At 68.9% G+C, this 26,180-nt stretch carries 29 protein-coding genes; 12 read left to right on the plus strand and 17 right to left on the minus strand.

What is annotated here, in order from left to right:
• Window positions 1-55 precede the first annotated feature (55 nt).
• The 6 genes from OHA18_RS20915 to OHA18_RS20940 all read right to left on the minus strand — a co-directional run bounded on the left by OHA18_RS20915 (window position 56) and on the right by OHA18_RS20940 (window position 5,924).
• Window positions 56-1,321: an ABC transporter substrate-binding protein gene (locus OHA18_RS20915; protein ID WP_329005847.1), complete on the minus strand. Its 1,266-nt coding sequence runs from the start codon at window positions 1,319-1,321 to the stop codon at window positions 56-58.
• Between the two features lie 90 nt (window positions 1,322-1,411).
• Entirely contained in the window at window positions 1,412-3,433 is a 2,022-nt protein-coding gene (locus OHA18_RS20920; protein WP_329005848.1) for a hypothetical protein, read from the minus strand.
• Window positions 3,434-3,560: 127 nt separating this feature from the next.
• Complete coding sequence (locus OHA18_RS20925) at window positions 3,561-4,133, minus strand: hypothetical protein (protein ID WP_329005849.1); 573 nt, start codon at window positions 4,131-4,133, stop codon at window positions 3,561-3,563.
• Window positions 4,130-5,281 carry an L-histidine N(alpha)-methyltransferase gene (locus OHA18_RS20930; RefSeq protein ID WP_329005850.1) on the minus strand — a complete coding sequence of 384 codons (1,152 nt, stop codon included), beginning with the start codon at window positions 5,279-5,281 and terminating at the stop codon, window positions 4,130-4,132. The genes OHA18_RS20925 and OHA18_RS20930 overlap by 4 nt, the downstream gene beginning before the upstream one ends.
• Window positions 5,282-5,341: 60 nt before the next feature.
• A complete protein-coding gene (locus OHA18_RS20935; RefSeq protein WP_329005851.1) occupies window positions 5,342-5,566 on the minus strand; it encodes a cold-shock protein in 225 nt (74 codons plus the stop codon).
• A 25-nt stretch (window positions 5,567-5,591) separates the two neighbouring features.
• Window positions 5,592-5,924 (minus strand): hypothetical protein, encoded by a 333-nt coding sequence (locus tag OHA18_RS20940; RefSeq protein ID WP_329005852.1) that lies wholly within the window; start codon window positions 5,922-5,924, stop codon window positions 5,592-5,594.
• Between the two features lie 27 nt (window positions 5,925-5,951).
• On the opposite strand from OHA18_RS20940, the gene OHA18_RS20945 reads away from it, so the two are divergent.
• A complete protein-coding gene (locus OHA18_RS20945) occupies window positions 5,952-6,077 on the plus strand; it encodes a hypothetical protein (RefSeq protein WP_329005853.1) in 126 nt (41 codons plus the stop codon).
• A 27-nt stretch (window positions 6,078-6,104) separates the two neighbouring features.
• Here the strand turns inward: OHA18_RS20945 and OHA18_RS20950 are convergent, their stop codons facing one another.
• Both OHA18_RS20950 and OHA18_RS20955 read right to left on the minus strand, forming a co-directional pair.
• Window positions 6,105-6,296 carry a hypothetical protein gene (locus OHA18_RS20950; protein WP_329005854.1) on the minus strand — a complete coding sequence of 64 codons (192 nt, stop codon included), beginning with the start codon at window positions 6,294-6,296 and terminating at the stop codon, window positions 6,105-6,107.
• Entirely contained in the window at window positions 6,293-7,648 is a 1,356-nt protein-coding gene (locus tag OHA18_RS20955; RefSeq protein WP_329005856.1) for a PspC domain-containing protein, read from the minus strand. Before OHA18_RS20955 ends, OHA18_RS20950 begins: the two co-directional genes overlap by 4 nt.
• 179 nt (window positions 7,649-7,827) lie before the next feature.
• Here OHA18_RS20955 and OHA18_RS20960 point away from each other — a divergent pair, with 179 nt between their 5' ends.
• Genes OHA18_RS20960 through OHA18_RS20970 form a run of 3 tightly spaced genes read left to right on the plus strand, consistent with a single transcriptional unit; the run spans window position 7,828 to window position 10,894 of the window.
• Window positions 7,828-9,411 (plus strand): ATP-binding protein, encoded by a 1,584-nt coding sequence (locus OHA18_RS20960; RefSeq protein WP_329005857.1) that lies wholly within the window; start codon window positions 7,828-7,830, stop codon window positions 9,409-9,411.
• Window positions 9,408-10,049, plus strand: coding sequence for a response regulator (locus OHA18_RS20965; RefSeq protein ID WP_130443951.1), 642 nt, complete (start codon window positions 9,408-9,410; stop codon window positions 10,047-10,049). The genes OHA18_RS20960 and OHA18_RS20965 overlap by 4 nt, the downstream gene beginning before the upstream one ends.
• Before the next feature lie 17 nt (window positions 10,050-10,066).
• Window positions 10,067-10,894 carry an ABC transporter permease gene (locus tag OHA18_RS20970; protein WP_329006142.1) on the plus strand — a complete coding sequence of 276 codons (828 nt, stop codon included), beginning with the start codon at window positions 10,067-10,069 and terminating at the stop codon, window positions 10,892-10,894.
• 11 nt (window positions 10,895-10,905) lie between these two features.
• Here the strand turns inward: OHA18_RS20970 and rpsR are convergent, their stop codons facing one another.
• Window positions 10,906-11,148: a 30S ribosomal protein S18 gene (gene rpsR, locus OHA18_RS20975; protein ID WP_329005858.1), complete on the minus strand. Its 243-nt coding sequence runs from the start codon at window positions 11,146-11,148 to the stop codon at window positions 10,906-10,908.
• Between the two features lie 138 nt (window positions 11,149-11,286).
• On the opposite strand from rpsR, the gene OHA18_RS20980 reads away from it, so the two are divergent.
• Window positions 11,287-12,609, plus strand: a complete 1,323-nt coding sequence (locus OHA18_RS20980; protein ID WP_329005859.1) for an aminopeptidase C — start codon at window positions 11,287-11,289, stop codon at window positions 12,607-12,609.
• Here OHA18_RS20980 and OHA18_RS20985 read toward each other — a convergent pair.
• Together OHA18_RS20985 and OHA18_RS20990 are read right to left on the minus strand one after the other, a co-directional pair.
• A complete protein-coding gene (locus OHA18_RS20985) occupies window positions 12,598-13,329 on the minus strand; it encodes an alpha/beta fold hydrolase (RefSeq protein WP_329005860.1) in 732 nt (243 codons plus the stop codon). The genes OHA18_RS20980 and OHA18_RS20985 overlap by 12 nt on opposite strands.
• Before the next feature lie 40 nt (window positions 13,330-13,369).
• Entirely contained in the window at window positions 13,370-14,098 is a 729-nt protein-coding gene (locus OHA18_RS20990) for a PIG-L deacetylase family protein (protein ID WP_329005861.1), read from the minus strand.
• A gap of 44 nt (window positions 14,099-14,142) precedes the next feature.
• Here OHA18_RS20990 and OHA18_RS20995 point away from each other — a divergent pair, with 44 nt between their 5' ends.
• Entirely contained in the window at window positions 14,143-15,222 is a 1,080-nt protein-coding gene (locus tag OHA18_RS20995) for a serine hydrolase domain-containing protein (protein ID WP_329005862.1), read from the plus strand.
• On the opposite strand, the gene OHA18_RS21000 is transcribed toward OHA18_RS20995, so the two are convergent.
• Window positions 15,219-15,827 (minus strand): ClpP family protease, encoded by a 609-nt coding sequence (locus OHA18_RS21000; protein ID WP_329005864.1) that lies wholly within the window; start codon window positions 15,825-15,827, stop codon window positions 15,219-15,221. The two genes, OHA18_RS20995 and OHA18_RS21000, sit on opposite strands and share 4 nt — an antisense overlap.
• On the minus strand, window positions 15,824-16,420 hold the full coding sequence (locus tag OHA18_RS21005; RefSeq protein WP_329005865.1) for a ClpP family protease: 597 nt from the start codon (window positions 16,418-16,420) through the stop codon (window positions 15,824-15,826). Before OHA18_RS21005 ends, OHA18_RS21000 begins: the two co-directional genes overlap by 4 nt.
• Before the next feature lie 97 nt (window positions 16,421-16,517).
• Between OHA18_RS21005 and OHA18_RS21010 the strand changes: the two genes are divergently transcribed.
• The 5 genes from OHA18_RS21010 to OHA18_RS21030 all read left to right on the plus strand — a co-directional run bounded on the left by OHA18_RS21010 (window position 16,518) and on the right by OHA18_RS21030 (window position 21,738).
• Window positions 16,518-16,874, plus strand: coding sequence for a hypothetical protein (locus OHA18_RS21010; RefSeq protein WP_329005866.1), 357 nt, complete (start codon window positions 16,518-16,520; stop codon window positions 16,872-16,874).
• A 49-nt stretch (window positions 16,875-16,923) separates the two neighbouring features.
• On the plus strand, window positions 16,924-19,239 hold the full coding sequence (gene pcrA, locus OHA18_RS21015; protein ID WP_329005867.1) for a DNA helicase PcrA: 2,316 nt from the start codon (window positions 16,924-16,926) through the stop codon (window positions 19,237-19,239).
• Between the two features lie 142 nt (window positions 19,240-19,381).
• Window positions 19,382-19,942: a hypothetical protein gene (locus tag OHA18_RS21020; RefSeq protein WP_329005868.1), complete on the plus strand. Its 561-nt coding sequence runs from the start codon at window positions 19,382-19,384 to the stop codon at window positions 19,940-19,942.
• 43 nt (window positions 19,943-19,985) lie between these two features.
• On the plus strand, window positions 19,986-20,669 hold the full coding sequence (locus OHA18_RS21025) for a TetR/AcrR family transcriptional regulator (RefSeq protein WP_329005869.1): 684 nt from the start codon (window positions 19,986-19,988) through the stop codon (window positions 20,667-20,669).
• 88 nt (window positions 20,670-20,757) lie between these two features.
• A complete protein-coding gene (locus tag OHA18_RS21030) occupies window positions 20,758-21,738 on the plus strand; it encodes an NAD(P)-dependent alcohol dehydrogenase (protein WP_329005870.1) in 981 nt (326 codons plus the stop codon).
• On the opposite strand, the gene OHA18_RS21035 is transcribed toward OHA18_RS21030, so the two are convergent.
• The 4 genes from OHA18_RS21035 to OHA18_RS21050 form a co-directional block, all read right to left on the minus strand.
• Window positions 21,728-23,008, minus strand: a complete 1,281-nt coding sequence (locus tag OHA18_RS21035) for a lanthionine synthetase LanC family protein (protein WP_329005871.1) — start codon at window positions 23,006-23,008, stop codon at window positions 21,728-21,730. The genes OHA18_RS21030 and OHA18_RS21035 overlap by 11 nt on opposite strands.
• The gene (locus tag OHA18_RS21040) at window positions 23,005-23,523 is read right to left on the minus strand and encodes a DUF6886 family protein (RefSeq protein WP_329005872.1); all 519 of its coding nucleotides are present in this window, start codon (window positions 23,521-23,523) and stop codon (window positions 23,005-23,007) included. Before OHA18_RS21040 ends, OHA18_RS21035 begins: the two co-directional genes overlap by 4 nt.
• Window positions 23,524-23,568: 45 nt before the next feature.
• A complete protein-coding gene (locus OHA18_RS21045) occupies window positions 23,569-24,468 on the minus strand; it encodes a M23 family metallopeptidase (protein WP_329005873.1) in 900 nt (299 codons plus the stop codon).
• Between the two features lie 196 nt (window positions 24,469-24,664).
• Complete coding sequence (locus tag OHA18_RS21050; protein WP_329005874.1) at window positions 24,665-25,528, minus strand: esterase/lipase family protein; 864 nt, start codon at window positions 25,526-25,528, stop codon at window positions 24,665-24,667.
• 135 nt (window positions 25,529-25,663) lie between these two features.
• On the opposite strand from OHA18_RS21050, the gene OHA18_RS21055 reads away from it, so the two are divergent.
• On the plus strand, window positions 25,664-26,083 hold the full coding sequence (locus tag OHA18_RS21055) for a cobalamin B12-binding domain-containing protein (protein WP_134105392.1): 420 nt from the start codon (window positions 25,664-25,666) through the stop codon (window positions 26,081-26,083).
• The last annotated feature ends 97 nt before the right edge of the window (window positions 26,084-26,180 follow it).

The following is a 26,180-nucleotide window of genomic DNA, read 5'->3' on the forward strand; positions in this document are numbered from 1 at the left end:
GGCTGACCGGACACGGGTCCCGCCCGACCCGTGCCCGGCACCTGGCGTGCCTCCGTCAACGTTGTCTCGACAGGAGGTCGTTGGCCTGCTTCGCCGCGTCGTCGAGGGCCTGCTGGGGCTGCTTCTTACCGGTCAGCACCGCCTGGATCTCGGTGCTCAGCATCGACATGATCTGCCGCGCCGACGGGTTCGCCTCACCCGGGACGGCGTACTGCAGGGCGTCGTGGAACTTCGCCACGGTCGGGTCGGTCGACTCGGACTTCGCGTCGTTGCGCGGCGAGTAGAAACCCGACGCCTTGCTCAGACCGTCCAGCTGGGCCGACTGCTCCATGAAGGACAGGAACTTCTTCGATGCGTCGACGTTGTCCGACGCCGCGTTCAGCACCAGCCCACCCGGGATCCCGTACCCGACCTGCTTCTTGCCGGTCAGCGGCGAGCCGATCTCGACGTTCCCCGCGCCCCAGGTCTTCGTGACCGTGGCCACGTCGGCCGGCACGCTGGTCATCGCCATCGCGACCTGACCCTTGCCGAACGGCGAGTCGGCGACCACGTTGCCCGCGGTGAGCGCGGTCTTCGGGATCGCGCCCTCGTCCCACAGCGACTTCAGGAACGTCAGCGCCTCCACACCCGGAGCCTGGTTGAACGTGACGGACTTGCCGTCGTCGGCGAACACCTTGCCGCCGGCCTGCCACAGCAGCGGGTAGAAGTTCAGGTTCAGCGTCGCCTCCGGCGAGGCCGAGTAGTCCAGCGTCGAGAACCCGGCCGCCTTGAGCTTCGGCGCGGCCGCCTTGATCTCGTCCCAGGTCTCCGGCGGCTTGCTGATCCCGGCCTTGGTCAGGACGGTCTTGTTGTACATCGTCGTCGTGACCGTGTGGTAGATCGGGACGCCGTACACCTTGCCCTCGACGGTCAGGCCGGGGATCGCGGCCGGCAGGAACTTGTCCTTCTCCGGCGCGACCACGTCGTCGATCGGCTCCAGCGAGCCGCTCTTCACGTACTGCGGGATCTGGTCCGGGATCATCAGCAGCACGTCCGGGCCCTTCTTGCCCGAGAACGCGGCCGCGACCTTCTCCTCACGGTTCGCCCACGGCTGCGCCTCGATCTTGAGGTCGATCCCGGAGTTCGCCGCCTCGAAGTCGGTCTCGACCTTCTTCCAGTAGGCGTCGCTGGCCGCCTGGTCGGCGATCACCGGGTACATCCAGAGCGTGACGCTCTTCTTCGAGTCCGCGGAGCCCGAGTCGCCTCCGCCGCAGGAACTGAGCGCGGCGGCGAGAACAAGCGCCGTGAGTGGTGCCGCGATGCGGCGGACGGTGGAAATCATCGCACCCCCAGGGTGTCCGGAAGTCAGGGCCGGAAGTAGTTGCACCGAATAACGGTCAGGACCGAAAGTAGCCGGGGTGAATTTCCGCTGTCAACGGCTGATATCAATCCGGAACAGCTCGGAGCCGCTCGTCATCAGCAACTGGTGGTCTCCCCGGACCCCGAGCCGCCGGTGCGCGTGCTCGACGAACAGCGTCGGGACGGCCTTCTTCCCGGGCTCGATCCGGTAGATCTTGTTCAGGTCGATGCTCACGTAGACCGCCTCCCGGGTGGACACGATGTCCCCGCTGGAGGTCGTCGTACCGAGCGTGAAGGACTTCTTCAGCTTGCCGCTGTCCGGGGCCACCGCGAAGACCGTCTTGCCGGCCACGCCCCAGAGCAGGCCGTCCGGGCCCATCGTGACCGACGAGACCGTCGCCGCACCCGGCACCGGCACGGTCTCCCAGAGCTTCTTCTTCCTGGCCACGTCCCACGCGAATACTGTGCCCGCTTCCCGGGTCGGCGGTGTGGTGGTCAGCCCGCCGGCGATCGACGTGCCGCCGTACACGATGCCGCAGTCGGCGGTGAGCCCGAAGACCGACTCGTCCTGTACGACGTTGCGGTACTTCTCCGCCGTACCGGTCTTCGGGTCGTAGATCACCAGCGCGCCGCCGAGCCGGTCGCCGTCCGGGACGGTGCCGACCGCGATCTTGCCGTTCACCTCGGCCAGCGCGCGGGCGCGGGTCTGGAACAGGTCCGGTTTCAGGTTGAGCGCCTGGACCGGGTTGTCCGGCGTCCCGGGCGGGCCCGGGGAGTACTCCGGACTGCTCCACGGCTTCGACGTGTCATAGGAGTAGAGGCGGGCCTCCGGATAGGCGCCGACCCAGACCTTGCCGTCGGAGCCCTCCATCAGCGCCTCGACCTGGGAGAACCGGTTGAACGTCGCCGCACCGGTGTCCGGGTTGACGACGGACACGCCGCCGTTCAGGAAGCCGCCGGCGTAGATGTTGTTCTTGCCGCCGGCGACGGACAGGATCTCGATCGGCTCCCGCCGGACCTTGGTCTGGAAGATCTCGGACTTGCCGGTCTGCGGGTTGTACCGGAACTCCTCGCCGCGCCACAGGGTGCCGACCACGCTGGTCCCGGGGTAGTCGGGCAGGTCCAGGTCGGCGTACCCGATCGAGCGGGCGTTCTGGATCCGGCCGGTGAAGGTCAGGCCGGTCCCGGTCAGGGTCTTGGTGGCCGGGTCGTACTTCTTCAGCTCACTGGCCTGGATCATGTACAGCGATCCGTCGGCGCCGATCGGCGAGATGTCCAGGCCGTGCTCGTTCTGGATCTCGTCGACCCAGGTCCGCGACGCGATGTCCCAGACGTACATCGGGCCCGGGAACGCGGTGCTGACCCGGGTGTACACGCGGCCGCCGCGGACGTTGAGGTCGTAGACGACCTTGTCCTTCGGGTCGCCCATCGTGGGCGGCGCCGGGATCTCGGTGACCGCGCCGGTGGCCACGTCGACCTCCTGGAAGTACGCGTCCGGCTCGGTGCCGGTGTAGAGCTTGCCGTTCGCGTAGTCGATGCTCTTCACGTATCCCTGGCCGGCCTTGATCGTGCCGTAGTCGCGCACTGCGCCGGTCGCGTGGTCGTAGCTGAACACCCGGCCGTGCGGATACGTGCCGCCGTACACGTTGCCCTGCTCGTCGACGGTGATCCGCAGGATGAATGTCTCGGCTGCCAGGGGCCGGCCCAGGTCCTCCGCGGTGGTCGCGCCGGGCTTCAGCCGGTACAGGTGGCCGTTGTTGTAGGTGCCGGCGTAGATCGTGCCGTCCGGCGCGGCCGCGACCGCGTAGCTCCCGTCGGCGCCGGGCAGCGCCGCGGACAGCAGGCTGTCGCCGGTGGCCGGGTCGATGGCGTTCAGGTACGCCGGGCTGCCGCTGGACACGTTCCAGATCGCGGTCTTGCCGCCCGGGCCGGGCGCGACGGTGCCGCCGATCAGGAGTACGTCGGACAGCGGAACGCCCAACGAGGTCAGGGTCGCTGTCGGCGGATGGTGACCGGCCTGGGCGGTGGGAGTGGTCAGGGTGGTGACGAGTACGGCGGCGAGTGCCACCGCGATGAGCGAGCGGGCTGATCGCATGCAATGCCTCCGGGGTGCCGTATTTACGGTCCTGTCCGAAAGTGAAGCGCCGACGGCATCACGAAGTCAACGTCTCGGCACAATTTGCCACTTCTGGCAGCAGGAGCTCCGGTTTCGGCCTCGGCCGTTAAGCCTGCGGGATGACCGCGAGCAGGTTCTGCAGCTTGTCGCGGGTGGCGGCGAAGTAGCTGTTCTCGCGGTGCAGGGCGCGGTGGAAGGCGGCCAGCTCGGCCGCCGAGATGGTGTTCGAGAACGTGCTGATCTCGGTCAGGTCGAGCCGGCGGTTGAACAGGTGCACGGTGTCCCGCCAGCGGTGCAGCAGCCCGACCAGGTCGGCGTCGCGGTGCAGTCCGAGCGCGCCGGACACCAGCGCGAGATCGACCGCGGACACGACCAGCCGCGGATACACCTGCCGTGAGGTCGGCGCGTCGGGCGAGAACCGTTCGTCGTTGAGCAGTCTGGTGTTCTCCTGCAGCTCGTCCACGACAGCCCGCAGTACCTCGGTCCGGCGCTCTGCCTCGGCCGTGAGCCGCTCGACGAAGATGCCGGTCAGCCCGGCGACCAGCGTCAGCGAGTTGACTGCGGGCTCCCAGCGCGAGTTGCCCGGCCAGAAGAACCAGATCACACCCAGCACGAACGCCAGCCCGAGCAGCCCGTACGTCACTACGCTGACGACGGTCCGCCAGGTCGGACGGGTCATGTTGCCCAGATGTCGTCGGCGAGGCTGTGTGCGCTCTCGCCGGCCGCCTCCGGTGCGAGCAGCAGCAGCTCCAGCCCGAACGGGTTCGGGCGGCGGGTGTACCGGAACTGGGACTGGATCGCCTCGACCGGCGTCAGCTGGCAGGCCTCGGTGAGCCGCTTCAGCCGGGTGGTGGAGTACTTGCGGGTGGTGTAGAGCCGGATCGTGTCGCCGATCGGCAGCACCACCTCGGTGTGGTCCGGCAGCTCCATCCGGATCTCGGCGTCGGTGTCGTTCTGCCAGAGGATCTTGACCAGCAGCGCGTCCTCGTCCTCGACCTCGCCGATGAACTTGACCCGGTCGTTGTTGATCTTGAGGTCGGTGTTGTACCGCAGGGCGCTGGTCACGAACTCGGCGAACGCCCTGGTCTGGTGGTACTCGTCGGCTGCCGCGTCCGCACTCGCCTGGTCCAGCTGTGTCGTGCTGGCCACCTCGAGCAGCAGCCGGTCCTGTGGCCGCAGTACCCGGGTGAGGGTGCTGAGCAGCTCCTCGTCGCTCTCGAAGTTCGCCAGCGTATTGCCGGTGAGGGTGAACAGGATCGGGTCCTTGCCGACCAGCCGGGCCAGCATCTGCGCGAGCTCGTCCATGTTGTCGGCGATCGAGAAGTCCAGCTGCACCGGCAGCACCTGGGACACCGGGAACCGGGCGCCGCGGACGGGCTCCAGGGTGCCCATCCGCAGCATCTCCGAGCTCATGTCGACCGGGATGTAATACATGTCCCGGTTGTGCCGGCGCATGTCGCTGAGGATCGTGCGGTCCTTCACGCCGGTGCCGACCCCGAGACTGACCAGGTGGAAGCCGCCGTTCTCGACGTGCGGGCGGACCTTGCGCCAGTGCCGCAGGAACGACTCCGCGCCCGCTTTCATGACCAGGTAGAACGGGTCGTTGGTGGCGTTCGCCCAGGCGATGGTCGGCCCGATGCCCCAGTACGAGAAGCCGGACGTGATCTGCTTGCCGTCACCGGTCGTCGACACCGGACCGCGCAGGTCACCGGTCAGCGTCGCGAGCTTGTCGGTCTGATCCTCACCGACGAGCAGCAGCGACCAGGCGAAGTCGTCGTCGGCCAGCGCATGCTCGAGTTTGCGGATCACGGGTACCGGCTCTGTCACGTCTCAACCCCTCACACGGTGAGACGTCAGGTTATCGGTTGCCGGACCGGACCGCTGGCCTCAGATCGGGGTGACCGCGTCGGCCTCTCGGCCCTTCGGCCCCTCGACGATCTGGAACTCGACCGGCTGGCCGTCCTCGAGGGTCTTGTACCCGTCCGAGACGATCTTGCTCCAGTGCACGAACACGTCGTCGATGTCGTTGCTGTCGGCGTCGCCACCGGTCTCGACGGCAAGAAAACCGTAGCCCTTGTCGGCGTTGAACCACTTCACGGTGCCGCGCACCATCGGAACTCCTCGACCACGGGACCGCTTATCCAGGCCCCTCGCGATCCCCAAGCCTAACCGAGCCCGCCGCGACACAGAGCGCCGTGCCCACCAGCGCGGCGCTGACCCACAGCGGCTCGCGAAACCCGGCGGCCCCGATCGCGAGCCCGCCGAGCACCGGTCCGGCCGCGGCGCCGACGTTGAGCGAGGCGGTGGCGAGTCCACCGGTCAGGACAGGAGAGTCGGCCCCGGCGTACAAGGCGTAGGCGATCAGCGTCGAGCCGACCGCGAAGGACAACGCGCCCTGCAGGAACGCCAGAACAACGGTCGGTACGACGTGTGCCGCGGTCAGGGCGAACGCGCACCAGCCGAGCAGCAAGATGCCACCGGCAACCAGTGTGAGGAGGTGATTGCGGCGATCGGCCTACCGGCCGGCGACGGCCCGATCGTGGTCGGGCCGGTGCCGCGGGCCGGGATGGAGCGCAGGATCGCGATCAGCGCGGGCACCGAGCGAGCCCGGCGTGGAGCTTAGGAAACGGCGTACCCGCCGTCCACCGAGTTAGCCGCGGTGGGAGGCAGCGAGGCCGAGGAGGCCCGCGGTGACCAGGAGCAGGGCGCTGGTCAGGCCCAGGTCGTCGGTCTGCAGGGCGCCGTTCTCGGTCAGCATCCAGATCGTGGCGGCACCGGTCAGAACGGTGCCGGCCACCACACCGGGAACATCCGGCTTCGTCTTCCGTGGCTGCTGGCTCATCCGCGCTCCACCTTGATGCTGCCCAGCCTGAGGTCCAGGTCCAGGGTGACCTGCTGCGGACCGGCCTTGCCGTCCGAGCCGAGGTCGTTCAGGTTCAACACGGCATTATGGCCGCCCTGGTGCTGGTTGAGGAAGGCAACGTCTCCCATTTCGGTCGACAGCTTGCCGGTCACATCGACGTTCTCGGGCACCTTGACGATGACCTCGCCGGCGCCGCCGTGCACCTCGACCTTGGCGCCCGGGCCGAATGTCGCCTTGGTCAGGTCCAGATGCACCGACCCGGCGTCGAACTGGTAGCTCGTCCCGGTCGCGGTGATGGTCTGGCTGGCCGGCGCGACGTAGTCGGTGTCGGCGAAGTTGCGCGGCACGCTGGGGAACACCGTGCTGGCCACCGCACCGGCCGCGAGCAGGATGCCCAGCGGCAGCAGGGCCAGCGTGCGGCCGACGAATCCGCCGAGCAGCATGCCGGCGCCGAGCGTGGCCAGGCCGATGACCAGCATGGTCGCTGTGGAGGCGCCTGCCAGCGCGGCGATGCCGATCGCGAGACCGGTCAGGACGACGACGATCGACTTGATCCCGCGCATGCCCTTGGCGGGCGGTCCGGCGGGCTTGCCGCTGACCGGCGGGGCGCCGGCCGGCTCGTCGACGTACAGGCCGAGAGGGTCGTCCTCGGTCCACACAGCCTGGACCGGTTCGACGGTGCGGTCCTGGGGTCGCTGTGTGGCCGGGGACGACGGACCCGTCGGGGGAGCTGACGGGTCGTTCTGCGGCGGCACGTACGCCGAAGTGGTCTGCTGACCGGCGTCGGCCGCGGGCGTGGTGTCCTGCGGGCGGCCGGTCCAGTTCGTGGCCTCGCCGGTCCAGTTCGCGTTCGGGCCACCCGTCCACTGGCTCCGGCGGCCGCGGCCGCCGTTCTTGCGCTGCTTGGCGACCACCCAGATCACCGCGAGCACGATCAGCGGGCCGGGAACGAACCGGCCGAAGTCGAACGACGACATCATCGCGATCGCGGCGAAGATGCAGGCTCCGATCACGACCGGCCACAGCCACGGGTGGTCGGGCCGGACCCGGTCGCCGAGCAGACCCTGCGCCGCCGAGCGGTCGCTGCCCTCGTCGGGCATCAGCACCCAGGCGGCGATGTAGAAGATGATGCCCGGGCCGCTGAGGATCAGCACGGCCATCACCACGCGCACCAGCACGGGGTCGATGTTCAGCGCGCGGCCGATGCCGCCGCAGACACCGGCGACCCAGCGGTCCGACCTGCTGCGCCGCCAGGTCTGCGGGTTCTGCAGGCGGTTGCGGTCGAACCCACCGGGTCCACTCTGGTTCTGCTCCATGTCATCGATACTCACACCACAGACCTGTGCGGACCATCGGGATGCACCCTGACGGCCCCCGGAGTCCGGCGCCGGGCAGCGAGGGTTTCGGGGTTCTCCCCGAGCCGACCCTGAGCCACGCGGGCGGGCGCTGAGGAGGCGGCCCGGGACAAGCCTGCTGGTGTCGGGCCTGTCCACGTGTGACGATCGTGGTGATGAGCCAGCCAGCAGCCGCGCCGCCGGGCGGGACCTCCACGAACGGAGGCCGGCCCGAGCCGACTGCTGCCCAGTCTGCGCAGTCCGGGCAGTCCGGGCCGGAGCAGTGGCGCTACAAGGGCTGGGGCCCGGACGGCCCGGGCCAGTACCAAGGCCCGTACGCCGCTTACGCCGCACGGATGGCCGCGGAGCAAGCAGCAGGCCGGCACGCCGGTGGTCAGCAGCACGCCCCAGGTGGCGCGTGGACGCCGCCGCCGTACGGCCAGCCTGGACAGGCACCAGGCCCCGGCGCAGCGTTTCCCCCTCGGCAGCCCACGGACCCGCCGCGCCGGGCATACCGCCGTACGGAAGGTCGTGTGGTCGCTGGTGTCGCCGGTGGGATCGCGGACCACCTGGGTGTGTCGGACACTCTCGTGCGGCTGGTGCTGATCGCCACCACCGTGTTCGGCGGCTTCGGCGTACTGATCTATGCGGCGCTGTGGTTCCTGATGCCGCTGGCGCCGGACAACATGCCGGCCGCACCCGGCCTGGCCGCGCACACCCGCAGCGGAATGCGCTCCGACGAGCCGCCACCGCCGGTGGCCGAGGCGAAGCAGCGGAAGCGGGAGAAGAGCCGCGGCCAGCTGCCCGCATTGGTGGCCATCGGCATCGGTCTCTGCCTGCTCCTGCAGATCGCCGGGTTCGGGATCGCCGGCAAGCTGTTCTGGCCGCTGGTGTTCGCCGCGACCGGTCTGGCGCTGATCTGGCGGCAGGCGGACGAGAACCAGAAGGACAAGTGGACGCAGGACATCCGGGTCCCGATCCTCGGCCTGGTGCTCGGGAAGGGCGGCTGGAAGTCGCTGATCCGGATCGCCGTCGGCCTGATCCTGATCGGTACCGCGGTCACCCTGTTCCTGGTCCAGAACGGCCGGCTCTCGATGGTCGGCGACGTACTGATCGCGCTGTTGCTCGCCGTGGTCGGCATCGGTGTCATCGCCGGGCCGTGGGTGCACCGGCTGAGCCGCGACCTGAACTCGGAGCGTGCCGAGCGGGTCCGCTCCCAGGAGCGTGCCGACATGGCCGCGCACCTGCACGACTCGGTGCTGCAGACGCTGGCGCTGATCCAGAAGCAGGCCGACGACCCGAAGGCGGTGGCCCGGCTGGCGCGCTCGCAGGAGCGCGAGCTGCGGTCCTGGTTGTACGACGAGGACGACACGGCCGACCAGACCATCGCCAGCGCGGCGAAGCGGGCCGCGGCCGAGGTCGAGGACTCGCACGGCGTGCCGATCGAGGTGATCACGGTCGGCGACTGCGACCTGACCGAGCCGCTGTCGTCGATGGTGCGGGCCGCCCGCGAGTCGATGGTGAACGCGGCCAAGCACTCCGGCGCCGCGAAGATCGACGTGTTCGTCGAGGTCGACGGCGACCGGGTGGAGATGTTCGTCCGCGACCGCGGCAAGGGTTTCGCCGTCGACGAGGTGCCGGACGACCGGCTCGGCTTGCGGCACAGTGTGATGGGCAGGATGGAACGGCACGGCGGCCGCGCAACAGTGCGGTCCGATCCGGAGACAGGCACTGAAGTGCGACTGGAGATGGACAGATGAGCAGCAGGCGCGTTGTCGTCGTCGACGATCACGACATGTTCCGGGCCGGGGTACGCAGTGAGATCGGCGCCTCGGTCGACATCGTCGGGGAGGGATCCGACGTCGACACCGCGGTCAAGGCGATCGTCGGCACCGAGCCGGACGTCGTACTGCTCGACGTCCACCTGCCCGGCGGCGGTGGCACCGAGGTGATGAAGCAGGTGCACCAGCGGCACCCGGACATCAAGTTCCTCGCGCTGTCGGTGTCCGACGCGGCCGAGGACGTGATCGGCGTGATCCGGGCCGGCGCCCGCGGGTACGTGACCAAGAACATCTCCGGCACCGAGCTGATCGACGCGATCAACCGGGTCGCCGACGGTGACGCGGTCTTCTCGCCGCGGCTGGCCGGCTTCGTCCTGGACGCCTTCTCGGGCGCCATCGACATCGCCTCGGTGGACGAGGACCTCGACCGGCTGTCGCAGCGGGAGCGCGAGGTACTGCGCCTGATCGCGCGCGGCTACGCGTACAAGGAGGTCGCCCGCGAGCTGTTCATCTCGGTGAAGACGGTCGAGACCCACGTCTCCTCGGTACTGCGCAAGCTGCAGCTGTCCAACCGGCACGAACTGACCCGCTGGGCAACGGACCGCCGCCTGGTCTGACCTGAACGGCGGCCAACCTGCACCTCGACGAGCCGAAGGTTCAGCAGTTCAGCCGGTATGTGAAGGGCATCGTCGTCGGCCGCGACTTCGAGACGTCCGGCGTGGTCCAGCACTGCTCGGTGCCGTGCCTGGGATTCTCTTTCAAGAACGACCGCCCGGTGACCGGCACGCTGATGGCCAGGCTGCCGGTGACCGCCTCACTGGTCCTCGGGTACGGCGTACTCGTGCTGACCATCGGGGTGACCGCCGGCGCGATGGCGGCCAGACGCAGCGGTACGCCGGGAGACCGCCTACTGATGAGCGGCACCCTGCTGATCAGCTCGGTGCCGTACTACATCGTCGGCCTGATGGCGGCGCTCTACCTGACGATCCTCTACCCGATCCTGCCCCGGAGCGGCTGGGTGTCGCCGTTCGAGAGCCCGTGGCACTGGTTCACCGGCCTAGTGGCGCCGTGGGTGATCCTGAGCGTTTACGGGTGCACCGACTACGCCCGCTACTCCCGCGGGTCGATGGTGGAGACGCTGAACGAGGACTTCATCCGGACCGCTCGGGCCAAGGGCCTGTCGGACCGGGTCGTCACCTACAAGCACGCGCTCCGGGCCGGGCTGATCCCGGTGGTCACGATCTTCGGGCTCGACCTCGCCGGCAGCCTGTCCGGCGCGATCTTCACCGAGAAGATCTTCGACCTGCCGGGGCTCGGCGTGCTGGCACTCGACGCCGTCAGCGACTACGACCTGCCGGTGATCATGGGCACGGTCCTGCTCGGCTCGGTGATGCTGGTCGCGATGAACCTGATCGTCGACCTCGCCTACAGCGTGATCGACCCCCGGGTCCGGCTGCAGTAGCCGATCACCGATCAGCGGCCGGACGAGGTGTACGGCAGCAGGGCCATCTCGCGGGCGTTCTTGATCGCGCGGGCGACCTGTTTCTGCTGCTGCACCGACAGTCCGGTGACCCGGCGGGAGCGGATCTTGCCGCGGTCGGAGATGAACTTGCGCAGCAGCGCGGTGTCCTTGTAGTCGATGTAGGTGATGCCGTCGCGGTCCAGCGGATTCTGCTTCGGCTTGCGCTTGCCGGTCGGGGCCGGGCGTCGGGGCATGGCACCCCTCCTTTGTTGAATGTCGTTTTCAACAAGAGTAGCGCAAGTGTCCATCGGTGGCGCTTTCCGGCCAGGGCATGGATTCGCCACCCCGGTAGCGGCGGTCAGGGCTTGGTGGCTGTTATACCGTCGACTCTTATGGAGCGGAATCTCACAGCCGATCAGCTCGCGCTCTTCGAGAAGGAGTTCGCGTCGAACCCGCAGTACCGGGTGATGCAGAACGCCGTCACGCAGACGCCGGTCAACAACATTGCCCTCGACCGTCAGGTCGTCACCTCGATCGACCATTCGGTGTCGAACCTGCTCGACGACTGGAAGGTGACCAACCAGAAGAAGAGCGGGCGGTGCTGGATGTTCGCCGGCCTGAATCTGCTCCGGGTCGGCGCCGCGGGCAAGCTCGGGGTCAAGGACTTCGAGTTCTCCCAGAACTACGTGCTGTTCTGGGACAAGTTCGAGCGGGCCAACTTCTTCCTCGAAGCGATGATCGAGACCGCCGGCCGCGACGCCGACGACCGGACGGTGGCGCACCTGCTGTCCGACCCGATCAGCGACGGCGGCCAGTGGAACATGTTCATCGCGATCGTCCGCAAGCACGGCCTGGTGCCGAAGTCGGCGATGCCGGAGACCGAGAGCTCGTCCGCGACCGGCCAGCTGAACGACGCCCTGCGCAAGCTGCTCCGCCAGGGCGCGCGTGACCTGCGGGCGCTGGACAGCGACGAGGCCCGGCGCGACCGCAAGCGGGAGATCCTGACCACCGTGCACCGGGTGCTGAGCATCCACCTCGGTACGCCGCCGCAGAAGTTCCTGTGGCAGTGGAAGGACTCCGACAAGGCCTTCCACCGCGACGGCTGGACCACGCCGACCGAGTTCGCGGCGGCGTACGTGCAGCTGCCGGTCGACGACTACGTCTGCCTCGTGCACGACCCGCGGTCGACCAGCCCGGTCGGCAAGACCTTCACCGTGGACTACCTCGGCAACGTCATCGACGCCCCGCCGGTGGTGTACCTGAACGTCGAGATCGACCTGATGAAGCAGCTCACCCAGGACGCGATCATCGGCGGCGAGCCGGTCTGGTTCGGTTGCGACGTCGGCAAGCAGATGAACTCCGACCTCGGCTTCTGGGACGCCAAGCTGTACGACTACGGCTCGGTGTACGACACCGAGTTCACGCTCGACAAGGCCGACCGGCTGGTGCACCACGAGACGCTGATGACGCACGCGATGCTGTTCACCGGTGTCGACCTGGTCGACGGCAAGCCGCGGCGCTGGCGGGTCGAGAACAGCTGGGGCGACGAGAAGGCCGACAGCGGCTTCTGGACCATGAACGACTCGTGGTTCGGCGAGCACGTCTTCGAGATCGCCGTCCGCCGCTCCGCGCTGCCGGCCGAGCTCCAGGCCCGCCTGGACGACGAGCCGATCGTGCTCCCGGCCTGGGACCCGATGGGTGCCCTAGCCGATTAGTTCCAGCGCCTGTCCCGGACGCTCGAGGGTCGGCAGATGGCCGGCCCAGGGGAGGTGGATCCTCTCCACCGTCGGCAGGCGTTCGGCCAAGTAGTTCGCACAGTCGGTGAAGAACTGAAAATCATGCGCGCCCGTGATCAATCGCACGGGCGCGCTGATCTTTTCCGGCTCGACGGCGTACTCCTCGTTGTCGACGTCGCCCGCGGGGATCTGCAGTTCGTACGCGCGCTTCTGCATGGCCCGGAGCAGCTCGCGGGCCTCGTCGTCGGCGTCCGGGCCGATCCAGCTGCGCACCATCAGGTCGGTCGCACCGTCGACGTCGCCGGCCTCGATCAGCTCGTTCTCCTCGGCCCACACCGCGCGCAGGTCGTCGGTCGGCTGCACGTTGTCCGTCGGAGCGCAGAGCAGCACGAGCCGCGAGAAACGCTCCGGCGCCCGGCTGGCGATCTGCTGGACGACGTACCCGCCGAACGACGCCCCGACCGCGGTGACACTGTCCGCACCGAGCTCGTCGAGCAGGGCGAGCACGTCGCCGGCATCGGAGTACTTCGCTCCCGGCTCCAGCGGGGTCTCGCCGTACCCGCGGAGGTCCAGCGTGATCACGCGGTGGCTCGCCTTGAGCTCCTCCACCTGGCGGGCCCACATCCGCGCGTCGGCCACACCGGCGTGCACCAGCAACAGGTCCGGTCCATCGCCGGCAACCGCATGAGAAAGTGTCATGCCCGCACCCTGACCGCTGTGGCGACGAGCCGCAAATCGATTAGCGCATCCGGATGACCGTGAACGCCTCGGCGTAGTGGTTCGGTGGGAAGCCGGCGTCGGCGGCGACACGGGCGAAGTTGGCCCGGATCCCGGCGAGAAGGCCCTCGGGGTCGCGGTGCTGGCTGGTGTGGGACATCAGCGCGGCCAGCTTCTGGTCGAAGGTGTCGGTGATGTCGACGCGGTGATTGATGTCCGGGTGGTCCATCATCCAGAGCTCGCCGACGTCCCAGGCTTCCTCGGCCAGATCGGTGTATGCGTACGGGTTGCCAGCTGCCGGGTAGAACGCCCGTACGGTCGCCTCGGCCGCGGCCAGGTGATCCGGGTGGGAGACCTGGAGGCGGGCCCAGACGCGCTCCGGTGACTGTGTGAGCAGGCGCTGCGGGCGGACGGTCCGGATCACCCGGCTGATGTCGCGGACCAGCTCGGCCGTCGGCTCGACCGATCCGTCGGCGTACCCGAGGAAGTGCAGGTCGTGAACGCCGACATGGTCCGCGGCGGCGGTCTGCTCGGCCCGTCGTACGGCGGGGATCTCGGCGCGATCGCGCTCCGGCTCGAAGCCGCCCGCCTGTCCGTCGGTGACGATGCAGTAGTGCACCTCGATACCGGCCTTGGACCACAACGCGACCGTGCCGGCGCCGCCGAAGTCGATGTCGTCCGGGTGCGCGACGACGACCAGCACCCGCTCGATTTCACTGTCCGGCCGCGGATTCGCCTCAGGCACTGTCACGTTCACGACCCTAGCGGTTTGCCCTTGCGGGCACAGTTGAATTCATGGAGTTCGGTGGCACGTGCGATCCGCAGGACGCCGGCCTCGACCCGGACCGGCTGACACAAGCGATTGAGTTGATCGAGACCCGCGGAAGCGTCGCCCAGCTGTGCGTCGTGCGCAATGGTCAGGTGGTCGTCGATCGTTCCTTCGGCTGTGAACCGGACGCCTTGTTCTGGCTCTTCTCCGCAAGCAAGCCGTACCTCGCGATCGTGATCCACCAGCTCGTCGAGTCCGGACGGCTGCATCTCGACGACGCCGTCGCGGCGTACTGGCCGGAGTTCGGGGAGAACGGGAAGCGCGAGATCACCGTCCGGCACGTGCTGCGGCACCGGTCCGGTGTGTCGCACGCCGGCTCGTACGTCGGTGAGGCGCGCGCGATGACCGACTGGGAACGTTCGCTCCGCCGGATCGAGGAGGCCAAGCCTCGCTGGCCGGTCGGCACCGTCGCCTACAGCCCGCTCGCGTTCGGGTTCATCCTCGGCGAGGTCGCCCGTCGCTGCAGCGGAACCTCGATCGACGAGCTGGTACGGCGGTTCGTCCTGGAGCCGCTCGGGGTCGCCGACACGTACCTCGGGATGCCCGCCGGCCTCTGGGACCGGCATGTGCCGGTCCGCGCCACCGGTCCACTCGGGCCGTTCATCCAGTCCGTCGTGAATCGGCGCAGTACCCGCGAGGCCGTCGTACCGGCGGCCGGGATGTCGACGACGGCGCGGGATCTCGCGACGCTGTATCACGCCTTGCTGGGCGGACGGCTGCTGCGGCCGGAGACGCTCGCGGTCGCCTGCGAGCCAAGCAGCGAAGGTGACATGGACCGGACTGCGCGGGCGCCGATCCGTTGGTCGCAAGGGTTCCAGCTCGGCGGGCCGCGGTGGATCGAGGGCGCGCAGACGTCGCTCGGGTCGCTGAGCAGTCCGCGGACGTTCGGCCACAACGGGAGCAACTGCTGCATCGGGTGGGCCGACCCGGACCGTCAGATCGCGTACGCGTACCTGACCAACCGGGTCGGCCGTCCGACCGCCGACCTCACCCACCACGCCGCGGTCGCCGACAAGGTGCTCGCGTCGGTCGACTCAGGACACTAGGTGAGCAGGGGCAGCGGAACCCGTTCGGTGATGACGTGGTCGACGATGCCGTACGACTTGGCGCCTTCCGCGGTCAGCACGTGGTCCCGATCGGTGTCGTGCCGCAACTGCTCGATCGTCTGACCGGTGTGCCGCGCCAGGATCGACTCGACCTGGCCGCGGACCCGCACGACCTCGTCGGCCTGCAGGATCAGGTCCGGGATCGTGCCCCGGCCACTCGCCGCCGGCTGGTGCAGGACGATCCGCGCATGCGGCAGTACGGCGCGACGGTCCGGCGCACCACCCGCGAGCAGCACCGCCCCGGCCGAGATCGCCTGCCCGACGCAGAACGTCGCGACCGGCGACTGGATGTACTGCATGGTGTCGTAGATCGCGAGCATCGCGGTCATGTCGCCGCCCTCGCAGTTGATGTACAGGTTGATCTCCCGCTCCGGCGAGTCGACCTCGAGGTGCAGGAGCTGGGCGATCAACGCGTTCGCGACGCCGGCGTCGATCGCCGTACCGAGGTAGATGATCCGCTCGCTGAGCAGATGCGAGTAGACGTCCATGATCCGCTCACCCCGCGGTGAGCTGGCGATGACGTTGGGAATCATGTAGCTGCTCACGCTGCCACCTTCTTCTTGGGCATGACCTGGTCGAACGACTCGACGACGTGGTCGATGAAGCCGTACTCGCGGGCCTGGTCGGTGGTGTACCAGTGGTCGTGCAGCGAGTCCTCGTGCACGGTCTCGAACGGCTGGCCGGTGTCGTCGGCGATCAGCCCGAGCACGGTGTCGCGGATGTGCCGCAGGTCGTTGGCCTGGATCTCGATCTCCACCGCGGACCCGCCGATCCCGGCCGAGCCCTGGTGCATCAGGACGCGCGCGTGCCGCAGTGCGTAGCGCTTGCCCGGCGTACCGGCCGACAGCAGGAACTGCCCCGCGCTGCAGGCCAGCCCGATCGCCAGCGTCGACACGTCGCACGGGACCATCCGCATCACGTCGCGGATCGCGAGCATCGACGGCACCGAGCCGCCGGGCGAATGGATCCAGAACGCGATGTCGGTGTCCGGGTCCTCGGCCGCCAGCGTCATGATCTGGGTGGCCAGCAGGGTCCCGATGTCGTCGTCGAGGACTCTGTCCAGGACGACGATCCGCTGCCCGAGCAGCCGCTGCCGAGCGGTCTCGTTGAACATCGGCGCTTTCATGTCTTCTGCCATGCATCCACCCTGGCCCGGGCACACCGCCGTACCCCAGCTTTTCTGCTCACGGCAAGTCTGCCCAGAGCAAAGCTGATGATGTGGCAATCTCCTGCGGGTGATTTTGACTGATGATCTGTCCGAGCAGGAGCGGGTGCTGCTGGAGTTGACGGCGACCCCGGCGGCGACGCTGCTCGGCGCGGCGTCGATGATCCTGCGTACGACGCTGTTCAGCGAGGACCCGGCCGCCTGGGTGGACATGTGGCAGGCGCGCCCCGACCTGGCCCGGATCGAGTGGATGGACGGCCCGGAGCTCGCCGACGTCGTCGCCCACCTGGCCGCCAAGGACTACGAAGGCACGATCGAAGGCGTCCCGGGCCTGCGCATCACGTCGCACGACGACCACAACGCCAAGCTGCTCTGGCTCGGCGCAACCACGCCCGTGGTCCTGCAGCTCACCCGCCAGCTGTCCTGACTCGGCGGTTTTCGGAAAGTGTCCGGGGGAGCGCCTAAGGTGGTCGGTGATGACTACGCTGTTCTCGCCTGATGAGCTCCCAGTGCCGCTGGAGGAGCCGAAGACGTCCCGGACCGATCCGGATTCGCTGCTCGAGGGGCTGAATCCGCAGCAGCGTGCGGCCGTGGTGCATGCCGGCAAACCGCTGCTGGTGGTGGCCGGTGCGGGCTCGGGCAAGACCCGGGTGCTGACCCGGCGGATCGCCTACCTGCTGGCGGCCCGCGACGCGCATCCCGGCTCGATCCTGGCGATCACGTTCACCAACAAGGCCGCCGCGGAGATGCGCGAGCGGGTGGTGGAGCTGGTCGGGCCGCGGGCGAAGCTGATGTGGGTCTCGACGTTCCACTCCTCCTGCGTGCGGATCCTGCGCCGCGACATCAAGCGGTTCGGGATCAGCTCGACGTTCTCGATCTACGACGACACCGACTCGCGCCGGCTGATGACGCTGGTCTGCCGCGAGCTCGACCTCGACGTCAAGCGGTACAACCCGCGCGCCGTGCTGAACTGGATCAGCACCCAGAAGAACGAGCTGATCGACCACGAGACAGCGGCGGCGAAGGCCGAGAACCATCTCGAGGAGACCTACGCCGAGTGTTACCGGACCTACCAGGAGCGGCTGGCCCAGGCGAACGCGCTGGACTTCGACGACCTGCTGATGACCACGGTCAACCTGCTGCAGGCCTTCCCCGAAGTCCGTGAGTACTATCGCCGCCGCTTCCGCCACGTGCTCGTCGACGAGTACCAGGACACCAACCACGCGCAGTACTCGCTGATCCGCGAGCTCTGCGGGGAGGACCCGGCAGACCAGAACGGCCCGACCGCGCCGCCGGCCGAGCTGATGGTGGTCGGCGACTCCGACCAGTCGATCTACGCGTTCCGCGGCGCCACGATCCGCAACATCCTCGCCTTCGAGGAGGACTTCACCGGCGCCGAGACGATCCTGCTCGAGCAGAACTACCGCTCCACCCAGACGATCCTGACCGCGGCGAACGCGGTGATCGCCCGCAACGAGGGGCGGATGGCGAAGAACCTCTGGTCCGACCAGGGCCAGGGCGAGCAGATCGCGGTGTATGTCGCCGACAACGAGCACGACGAGGCGCAGTTCGTCGCGGACGAGATCGACCGGCTCACCGACGCCGACGGGATCAAGCCGTCCGACGTGGCGGTGTTCTACCGGACCAACGCGCAGTCCCGGGTCTTCGAGGAAGTCTTCATCCGCACCGGCCATCCGTACAAGGTGGTCGGCGGCGTCCGGTTCTACGAGCGCAAGGAGGTCCGCGACGCGCTCGCGTACCTGCGCGTGCTGACGAACCCGGAGGACACCGTCTCGCTGCGCCGGATCATGAACGAGCCGAAGCGCGGGATCGGCGACCGGGCCGAGGCGGCGATCGAGGCGCTGGCGGCGCGGGACCGGATCTCGTTCGCGGCCGCGATGCGTCGGGCCGAGGACGCGCCGGCGATGGCGTCGCGCTCCGTGAACGCCGTCCAGGCCTTCGTGGACATCCTCGACGAGCTGACCGCGATGGTCGACTCGGGAGCGCCGCCGGACGACATCCTGGACGTCGCGCTGCACCGCTCGGGGTACTACGAGACGCTGCAGAAGTCCCCGGATCCGCAGGACGAGACCCGCCTGGAGAACCTGGACGAGTTCATCTCGGTCGCCCGCGAATTCGTCGAGGAGCGGACCGCGGCCGGTGAAGCCGCCGATCTGCAGGCGTTCCTGGAGCGGGTCGCGCTGGTCGCCGACGCGGACCAGATCCCGGATGCGGCCACCGACGGCGTGGTCACGCTGATGACGCTGCACACCGCGAAGGGCCTCGAGTTCCCGGTGGTGTTCCTGACCGGCATGGAGGACGGCGTCTTCCCGCACTCCCGGTCGCTGACCGACCTGAAGGAGCTCGAGGAGGAGCGCCGGCTCGCGTACGTCGGCATCACCCGGGCCCGGCAGCGGCTGGCGATCTCGCGGGCCGCGGTGCGCTCGGCGTACGGCGCTCCGCAGCACAACCCGCCGTCGCGGTTCCTGGAGGAGATCCCGGCCGAGCTGCTCGACTGGCGGCGCGACGAGTCCGCGATCACCCGCTGGTCCGGCACCGGGACGGCCCGTGGCAGCGGCATCCCGAGCCGGTACGAGCCGGCCCGGCGGACGGCCTCCGACAAGCCCGTGATCAGTCTCAACCCCGGCGACAGGGTCGTGCACGACAGCTTCGGGATGGGCACCGTCGTGGTGGTCCGCGGCGAGGGTCAGCAAGCCCAGGCCGACATCGACTTCGGATCCGAAGGCGTCAAACGACTGCTGCTCCGCTACGCACCGGTGGAGAAGATCTGACCCCAGCGGTGGGCGGGACGGCCGGGGCCGGGACCGCCGGCGCGGCAAAGATATGTCAACTCTTGGACGTTTGACGTTGCTTCTGTCCGGGAGATTGAGACAATCAAGGCTCTTCGGCCCCCTCCCGGAAGCGTCTTCCCTCATGTCCAAGTCGTCTGGCAGCAACCGCCGGATCATCCTGGCGGGGGCCAACCCTGGGCTGCGGCTGTTCGACGAGAACGGCAAGGTGACGGCGTACGCGTCGATCTGGATGGTCGACTGGTCGATCTGTGGCTCGGGTACGGCGGTCGTGCTCTGGTTCGACGGGATCGTCCGGGTGGTCTCCGAGGACGTCGACCTCGCCTCCTGGCTGGAGCGGTACTTCGTCCGCTCGTTCCTTGAGGTCCAAGGGCTGCCGTGGCACGAGCCGGCCGTCGAGCGGGACCTGGTCCAGGTCTCGATGAACCTCGCCGACGGGCTGAGCGCGAAGGCGGCCGACATCCAGATCGAGATGGGCGGCGTACTCGACCGGCGGCTGTTCGCGACCGACAACTTCCAGCTCGCCGAGGGCAATCACAGCCTCAGCCTGGTGATCGCCCCGGTCCGGTCGGCAACGGTGTCGATCGGCGGCGCCTCCGTCCCCGGTTTCGTCCAGGTCGACGGCTCGCCGGACCGGCCGGGCTCGTCCGCGTTCCTCACCACCGCCGAGGTCTGGCAGCGCTGACCCCTTACGCTGTACGAATCCAGCTCTGAAAGGGGATTCAGGCGTGGCGAGTCAAGCGCCGGTGCCGCGCGCGCCGCTGAGCCGGGACCGGGTACTGCGGGCCGCGGTCGAGATCGCCGACGCCGACGGCCTCGAGGCCGTCACCATGCGCCGGATCGGTGAGGCGCTCGGCGCCGAGGCGATGTCGCTGTACTACCACGTCGCGAACAAGAACGACCTCCTCGACGGCATCGTCGACGTACTGATGGCCGAGCTCAACGAAGCCGTCGATCGCCTGACCGTGGTGAAGGACTGGAAGGCCGCCCTGCGGCACCGCATCCTCACCGCGCGGGCCGTGCTCCTGCGGCACCCGTGGGCGCCGCGGCTGCTGGAGAGCCGTACGACGATGCGCCCCGCAGTCGTGATCTACCACGACCGGATCGTCGGCCTGATGCGGTCGGGCGGGTTCTCGTACGACCTCGCCCATCACGCCCTGCACGCACTCGGCAGCCGGGCCCTCGGCTTCAGCCAGGAGCTCTTCGACCCGGCGAACGCGACCCCGAACCCGGACGCCGACGCCCGGATGCTCGCCGACCTGGCCGAGCAGGTGCCGAACCTGGCCGGCATGCTCGCCGAGGTCGCGCACGACGACCCCGACTCGACGATCGGCTGGTGCGACGACCAGGAAGAGTTCGAGTTCGCCCTCGACCTGATCCTCGACGGCCTCGACCGGCTCGCCGCCCGCTAGAACCCCACCTGCCCCCGCCCTTGACGTTTCTTACGCCGCAAGTCAGCCTTACGACGTAAGAGGGACTTACAACGTAAGGGGCGGGACCATGAAGGCCATCATCCAGGACCGGTACGGCTCACCCGATGTACTCCGTTTCGCCGACGTCGACGCCCCCGCGCCGGCCGGCGACCAAGTTCTCGTCCGCGTCCACGCGGCCGCACTCAACGCCCGCGACTGGCACGTCCTGCGCGGCGATCCCTACATCGCCCGCCCGTCCGCCGACCTCGGCCTCCGCCGGCCGAACGAGCGCACCCGCGGCACGGACTTCGCGGGCACGGTCGAGGCCGTGGGCCCGGCGGCAACGGGCTTCCACCCCGGCGATGAGGTGTACGGCGACTCCAGCGGCGCCTTCGCGGAGTACGTCTGCGCCCCCGAGCACCGGATCGCAGCCAAACCCGCCAACCTCAGCTTCGAGCAGGCGGCCGCGATCCCCCTGGCCGGCCAGACCGCGCTGATCGGCGTCCGCGACGTCGCCGGGATCCGCCCCGGTCAACGGTTGCTGATCAACGGCGCCTCGGGCGGCGTCGGCACCTTCGCGGTCCAATTGGCCAAGGCGTACGGCGCGACCGTCACCGGCGTGTGCAGCGCGCGCAACCTGGACCTGGTCCGCTCCGCCGGCGCCGACGAGGTCATCGACTACACGACGACCGACTTCGCCCGCTCAGACAACCGGTACGACGTCGTCCTCGACCTGGTCGGCAACCGGTCTCTGCGCGATCTGCGTCGAGTGCTGACGCCGGGCGGCCTGCTGATCCTCTCCGGCGGCGGAGTGTTCAAGGGCGGCAGTGTCTTCGGCCCGTTGGGTCTGATGATCCGCGGCCGCTTGCTTTCCCCGTTCGTCGGGCGGCGCATCGTGCTGCTGACCGTGAAGCCGGGCGCCGAGCACCTGGAGACGCTCCGGGAGCTCGCCGAGGCCGGCAAGCTCACGCCGATCATCGACCGGACGTACCCGCTGGCCGCGGCGGCCGAAGCGATGCGTTACCTGGAAGGCGAACACGCACGCGCGAAGGTCGTCATCACGGTCTGAGCGCCCACCAGTTGTCCATCCGGTCCACCACCCGCTGATCGCCGCTCAGCACCCGCTGGAGCCGGAACAGGTACGCCGCGATGCCGGCCGCGCCCTGCATCCAGCCGACCCCGGGCGGCAGCAGCGGATCGCCATTGCGGTGCTCGATGAATCGCCAGTACGCGTGGGTGCCCTCGTGGTGGGCGTGGTCGAGCAGCGTGTCGCCCATCCGAACGGCGAACTCCAGGTCGCGGTCGTCGCCGGTGTCCAGGAACGCGTCGCCGACTCCCGCAGTACCGCAGCAGCGACCGTCGTTGTCCCAGAAGCCGGGGTGCAGTCGCTCCGGGATGCCGGAGTACCGGACGCTGTCCAGACAGCGCCGGTGCCACGTCTCCGGCGGTTCGTCGGCCACCTGTTTCACGTCGGCGTACTCGAGTGCGCTGAACAGCAAGGCCGTCCCCGCGCCGCCGTGGCACCAGTTGAAGGTGAACTCGTCGCCGTGCCGCTCGGCCCAAGGAATGATCCGCGCGACCCGGAACCCCTTGTCGTCGTTGATCCCGATCGTGATCAGGTGTTCGGCCCCACGCCGTGCGGCTTCGATGAGCTCGGGCTGTCCCAACTCGACACCGGCCACCGCCAGCGCGGCGGCGATGCCGGCCAGGCCGTGGGTGAAGTTCGGCATCTCGGCCGGCTCGCTGCTCAGGAAGCGCCGCGACACGAACTGCCAGTTCAGGCCGGTGGGCAGCTCCTCCTTCTCGCCCATGAGCAGCTCCGCTGCCTGACGAGCCGGCGCGGACGCGTCCTGACCACGGCGCATCGCCCAGAGCGCGCCCAGCAGGATCGCACCGGTGCCAAGGGTGACGTCGTTCCCGAATGCGCCCGGCTCGTACGTCGGTCGAGCGAAGGTGCTCTCCGGCCAGCCGTCGTCTGTCGCGAGGTCCTGGATCCGTTGCAGCGCGGCGTCCGTACCCGGCTCGTCGAGGGCCTCGAGGATCCCGATCGAGCTGACCAGACCCTCGAAGAACGTGGTCGAGGTGCTCACCGGGACGATGGCGCGGACGTGGTCGCCGATCGCCGTCGCCAGCTCCTGTTCGCTGGCCGTCCACGGACGGGTCAGACGGATCTCGGCCAGCGTGTACGCGAGCCCGCCGATGCCGCTGTGCATGCCGTCGCCGTACTCATCGGGTTTCTCGCCACCGCCGTACTCCGGGATCCATGGCCGGCCGTCCTCCCAGCGGACCTGCTGGCGTACCCAGGCCCAGGCCGCCTCGGCCACGTCGCCGTACGTCATGGCTTGGCGTTGCGGAGCCGGATGCCGCTCCACTCGAGGGTGCTGGCGACGGTCTCGGTCCAGAAGTCGTGCAGCCGGTGCAACACCCGCAACTGGATCCCTGCCTGCTCGTGCAGCCGGAACAGGTCGCCGACCCGGTCGGGCGGACCGAGCGGCTGGACCTCGGTCGTGGCGACGACCGCGGCATCGTGCGCGACGAACTTGTCGGCCGGGAGCCGGTACGCGTACAGCTCGACCGAGCGGATCGCGTCCAGCCAGCCGTACTCGACGGCGTGCACGCGGGTGCCGGAGCCGGCGCCGATGATCCGGTCGCGGTCCTCGGAAGTCGTCGCGGGGCCCACCCACGCCATCGCGCGGGGGGACTGCCGCGGGAACCAGTAGTCGGGGGAGCGGTCGTGGCCGACGGCCCAGACGTACGGGGTGACCTTGCCGTTCGTCCTCGCGACGTGCGGACGGAAGGTCGTGATCGTCGGATCTTCGGAGAAGTGCAGAACCTCACCAGCTGCCGGACGCATGCGCCGCAGCTTAGCCGTGCGGCCAAGTCACTGCTCGGGGAATTACTAGCCGGCGGTGTACGGGTTGAGGCCGCAGTGGTTGCGGAGCCACGGATCCGGGTCGATCGCCGCGCCGCCGTCGGGGTGCACCTCGAAGTGCATGTGCGGGCCGGTGGTGTTGCCGGTCATCCCGACCTCGCCGACCTCGTCACCGGCGTACACGGTCTCGCCGACCGACACGCTGAACTTCGACATGTGGTTGTACCAGGTGACGGTGCCGTCCTCGTGCCGGACCTGGACCTGGCGCCCGTACGGGCCGGCCCAGTTCGCGAAGATCACGACGCCCTTCATCACACTGCGGACCTGGGTGCCGATCGGGGCGGCGAAGTCGAGGCCGGTGTGGTTGTGGGCCCAGCGGTTGCCGCCCTGACCGAAGGTCGCGGTGATGTGGTACCCGGTCACCATGATCTCGCAGCGGGTGGCCGACTCGCGGGCCGTCTTCGCGGCCGCCTCGGCCTTGGCCTTCGCGAGCGCCAGCGCGTTCGCGCGCTTGGCGGTCAGGGCCTGGGTGGCGGTCAGCTTCGCGGCGCGGGCCTTGGCCAGCTGCGCGGCGGCGGACTGCTTCTTCGTCGTGTCGGCCAGCTGGACCCGGGAGGAGTCACGGGTGGCGAGCTGGCGCGCCTGGATGCGTGCCGTGGTGATGCCGGACAGCTGCTGACCGCTGTCCAGGCTCAGCGCGGCAAGGTTCACCGCGGAGTTGGCCTGGGTCGGTGACGCCAGTGAGCTGTGGCTGAAGCCGACAGCTCCGGCGGCCGCGGCGAGCGCGGCGGTCAGTCCGACGATCTGGCTACTACTGGGGGTGTTACGCCTGGCGACGCGATGCTTGGCACTATGACGTCCTGCGCCGGGTTTGCGCGCAGCGTTGCCGGGCGTGACGCGGTCTCCCGCGGCACGGTGCTGGGACACAACGTGGCCTTTCGGTCACAGGGGAGGGGCTTCTTGCGTCCTCTCGGGCGTTTATTCCCGTGGGGACCTGACGCACGATAACGGATCAGTCACGGGGCCACAAACCCTGTCCCGGCGTTTTCCGCCTCTCCTTCACGAAACCTTTGCATGCGCGCCTGCACGTGCATCCGCCGCGAGCAACCAGAACGCTTCCTGGTCAGGCAGTTTTCGGCTGCTCGTCGAGATGCGCCAGCATTCCGGTGATCTGGTGCACGACCTCGCCGTGGAACGGCAGCGACAGGTGGCCCACCCCGTGCACGCGGACATTGCTCGCCAGCAGGTCGGCGTGCCGGATCCGCGCCCGCCGCTGCGGCACGATCAGCTGGTCGACATCGCTGTAGAACGCGACGAACCGCGTCCCGCAGTCCGGCGCCGGCTCGGCCAGCTCGGCCATCAGGTCACTGTCCGGCCTGACCTGCTTCACGAGCGGCCACGGCAGCAGCTTGGCCGCGATGGTGCCCTGGTGCGGCGTCCCGAGCGTGACGCAGGTGTGCACCCGCTGATGCCCGCCGAGCCGCTGGATGTAGTAACGCGCGATCAGTCCGCCCAGGCTGTGCCCGATGACATGGATCTGGTCCGACCCGGACTCCTCGCAGATCGCCTCGATCTCCCGGCCCATCCGCTCCGCGGTACTGCGGACGTCGAGCGTCAGCGGCGAGTACGAGAACGTGTGGAGGCCGCTGAATCCGCGGCGGACCAGATGCCGGCGCATCAGCGCGAAGATCGTGTGGTTGTCGATGATCCCGTGCGCCAGCAGGATCGGCGTACCGGCGGCCCGGACGTCGCTGACCAGCAGGCCGCGCTGTGCCGGACCGAGGCCGGCCAGGTTCAACCGGGACGGGAGTGCGCGGGACGGGCCGCCGGCCATGCCGATCACGCCGAGCGGATACATCGCCAGGTGGGTGGTGAGCCAGCCGAGCTCGACGGCGGCACCCTGCAGCACGCTGGGCGAGAGTGCGGAGCGGGCGCCGTACGCGAGTCCGTCCAGCGCGCCGCGGAGGTCGTCCTGCCAGGAACCCATGGGCGACTCCTCACAAAAACCAGACCCCCCGATTGGTCCGATCTCTTTCTACGGTAACCGGTTCCCATCGTGCGTGGCGGGGAACACACGGCTCCGTGTCTTATCCGTGAGGTTCTCACCGGTTAGCCTGCGAGCATGCCTGCTACGAGTCCGTTGCGCGTCGTCGTCGCCAAGCCCGGTCTGGACGGTCACGACCGCGGCGCCAAGGTCGTGGCCCGCGCGCTGCGCGATGCCGGCATGGAGGTCATCTACACCGGACTGCACCAGACACCGGAGCAGATCGTCGAGACCGCGATCGCCGAGGACGCGGACGCGATCGGGCTGTCGGTGCTGTCCGGCGCGCACATGACGCTGTTCAAGCGCGTGCGCGAGCTGCTGGCCGAGCGGGACGCCGAGGACATCGTGGTGTTCGGCGGCGGCATCATCCCGGACGCGGACCTGCAGCCGCTGGCCGAGCTCGGCGTCCACAAGATCTTCACCCCCGGCGCGACCACGACCGAGATCGTCGAGTGGGTCCGGGGCAATGTCGGCGACGCGTCGGCATCGCCTGCCTGAGGTTCTACCGGAGTTGCGAATCCGCTCCGGAGCGTGATGACGACTGCCCGGAGTCGTTCTGAACAGTCATGCCCGTTTCAGCCAGGTTACTAATCGG

Origin of the sequence: Kribbella sp. NBC_00709 (assembly GCF_036226565.1) — a bacterium.
In the GTDB taxonomy this organism is placed as follows: Bacteria; Actinomycetota; Actinomycetes; order Propionibacteriales; family Kribbellaceae; genus Kribbella.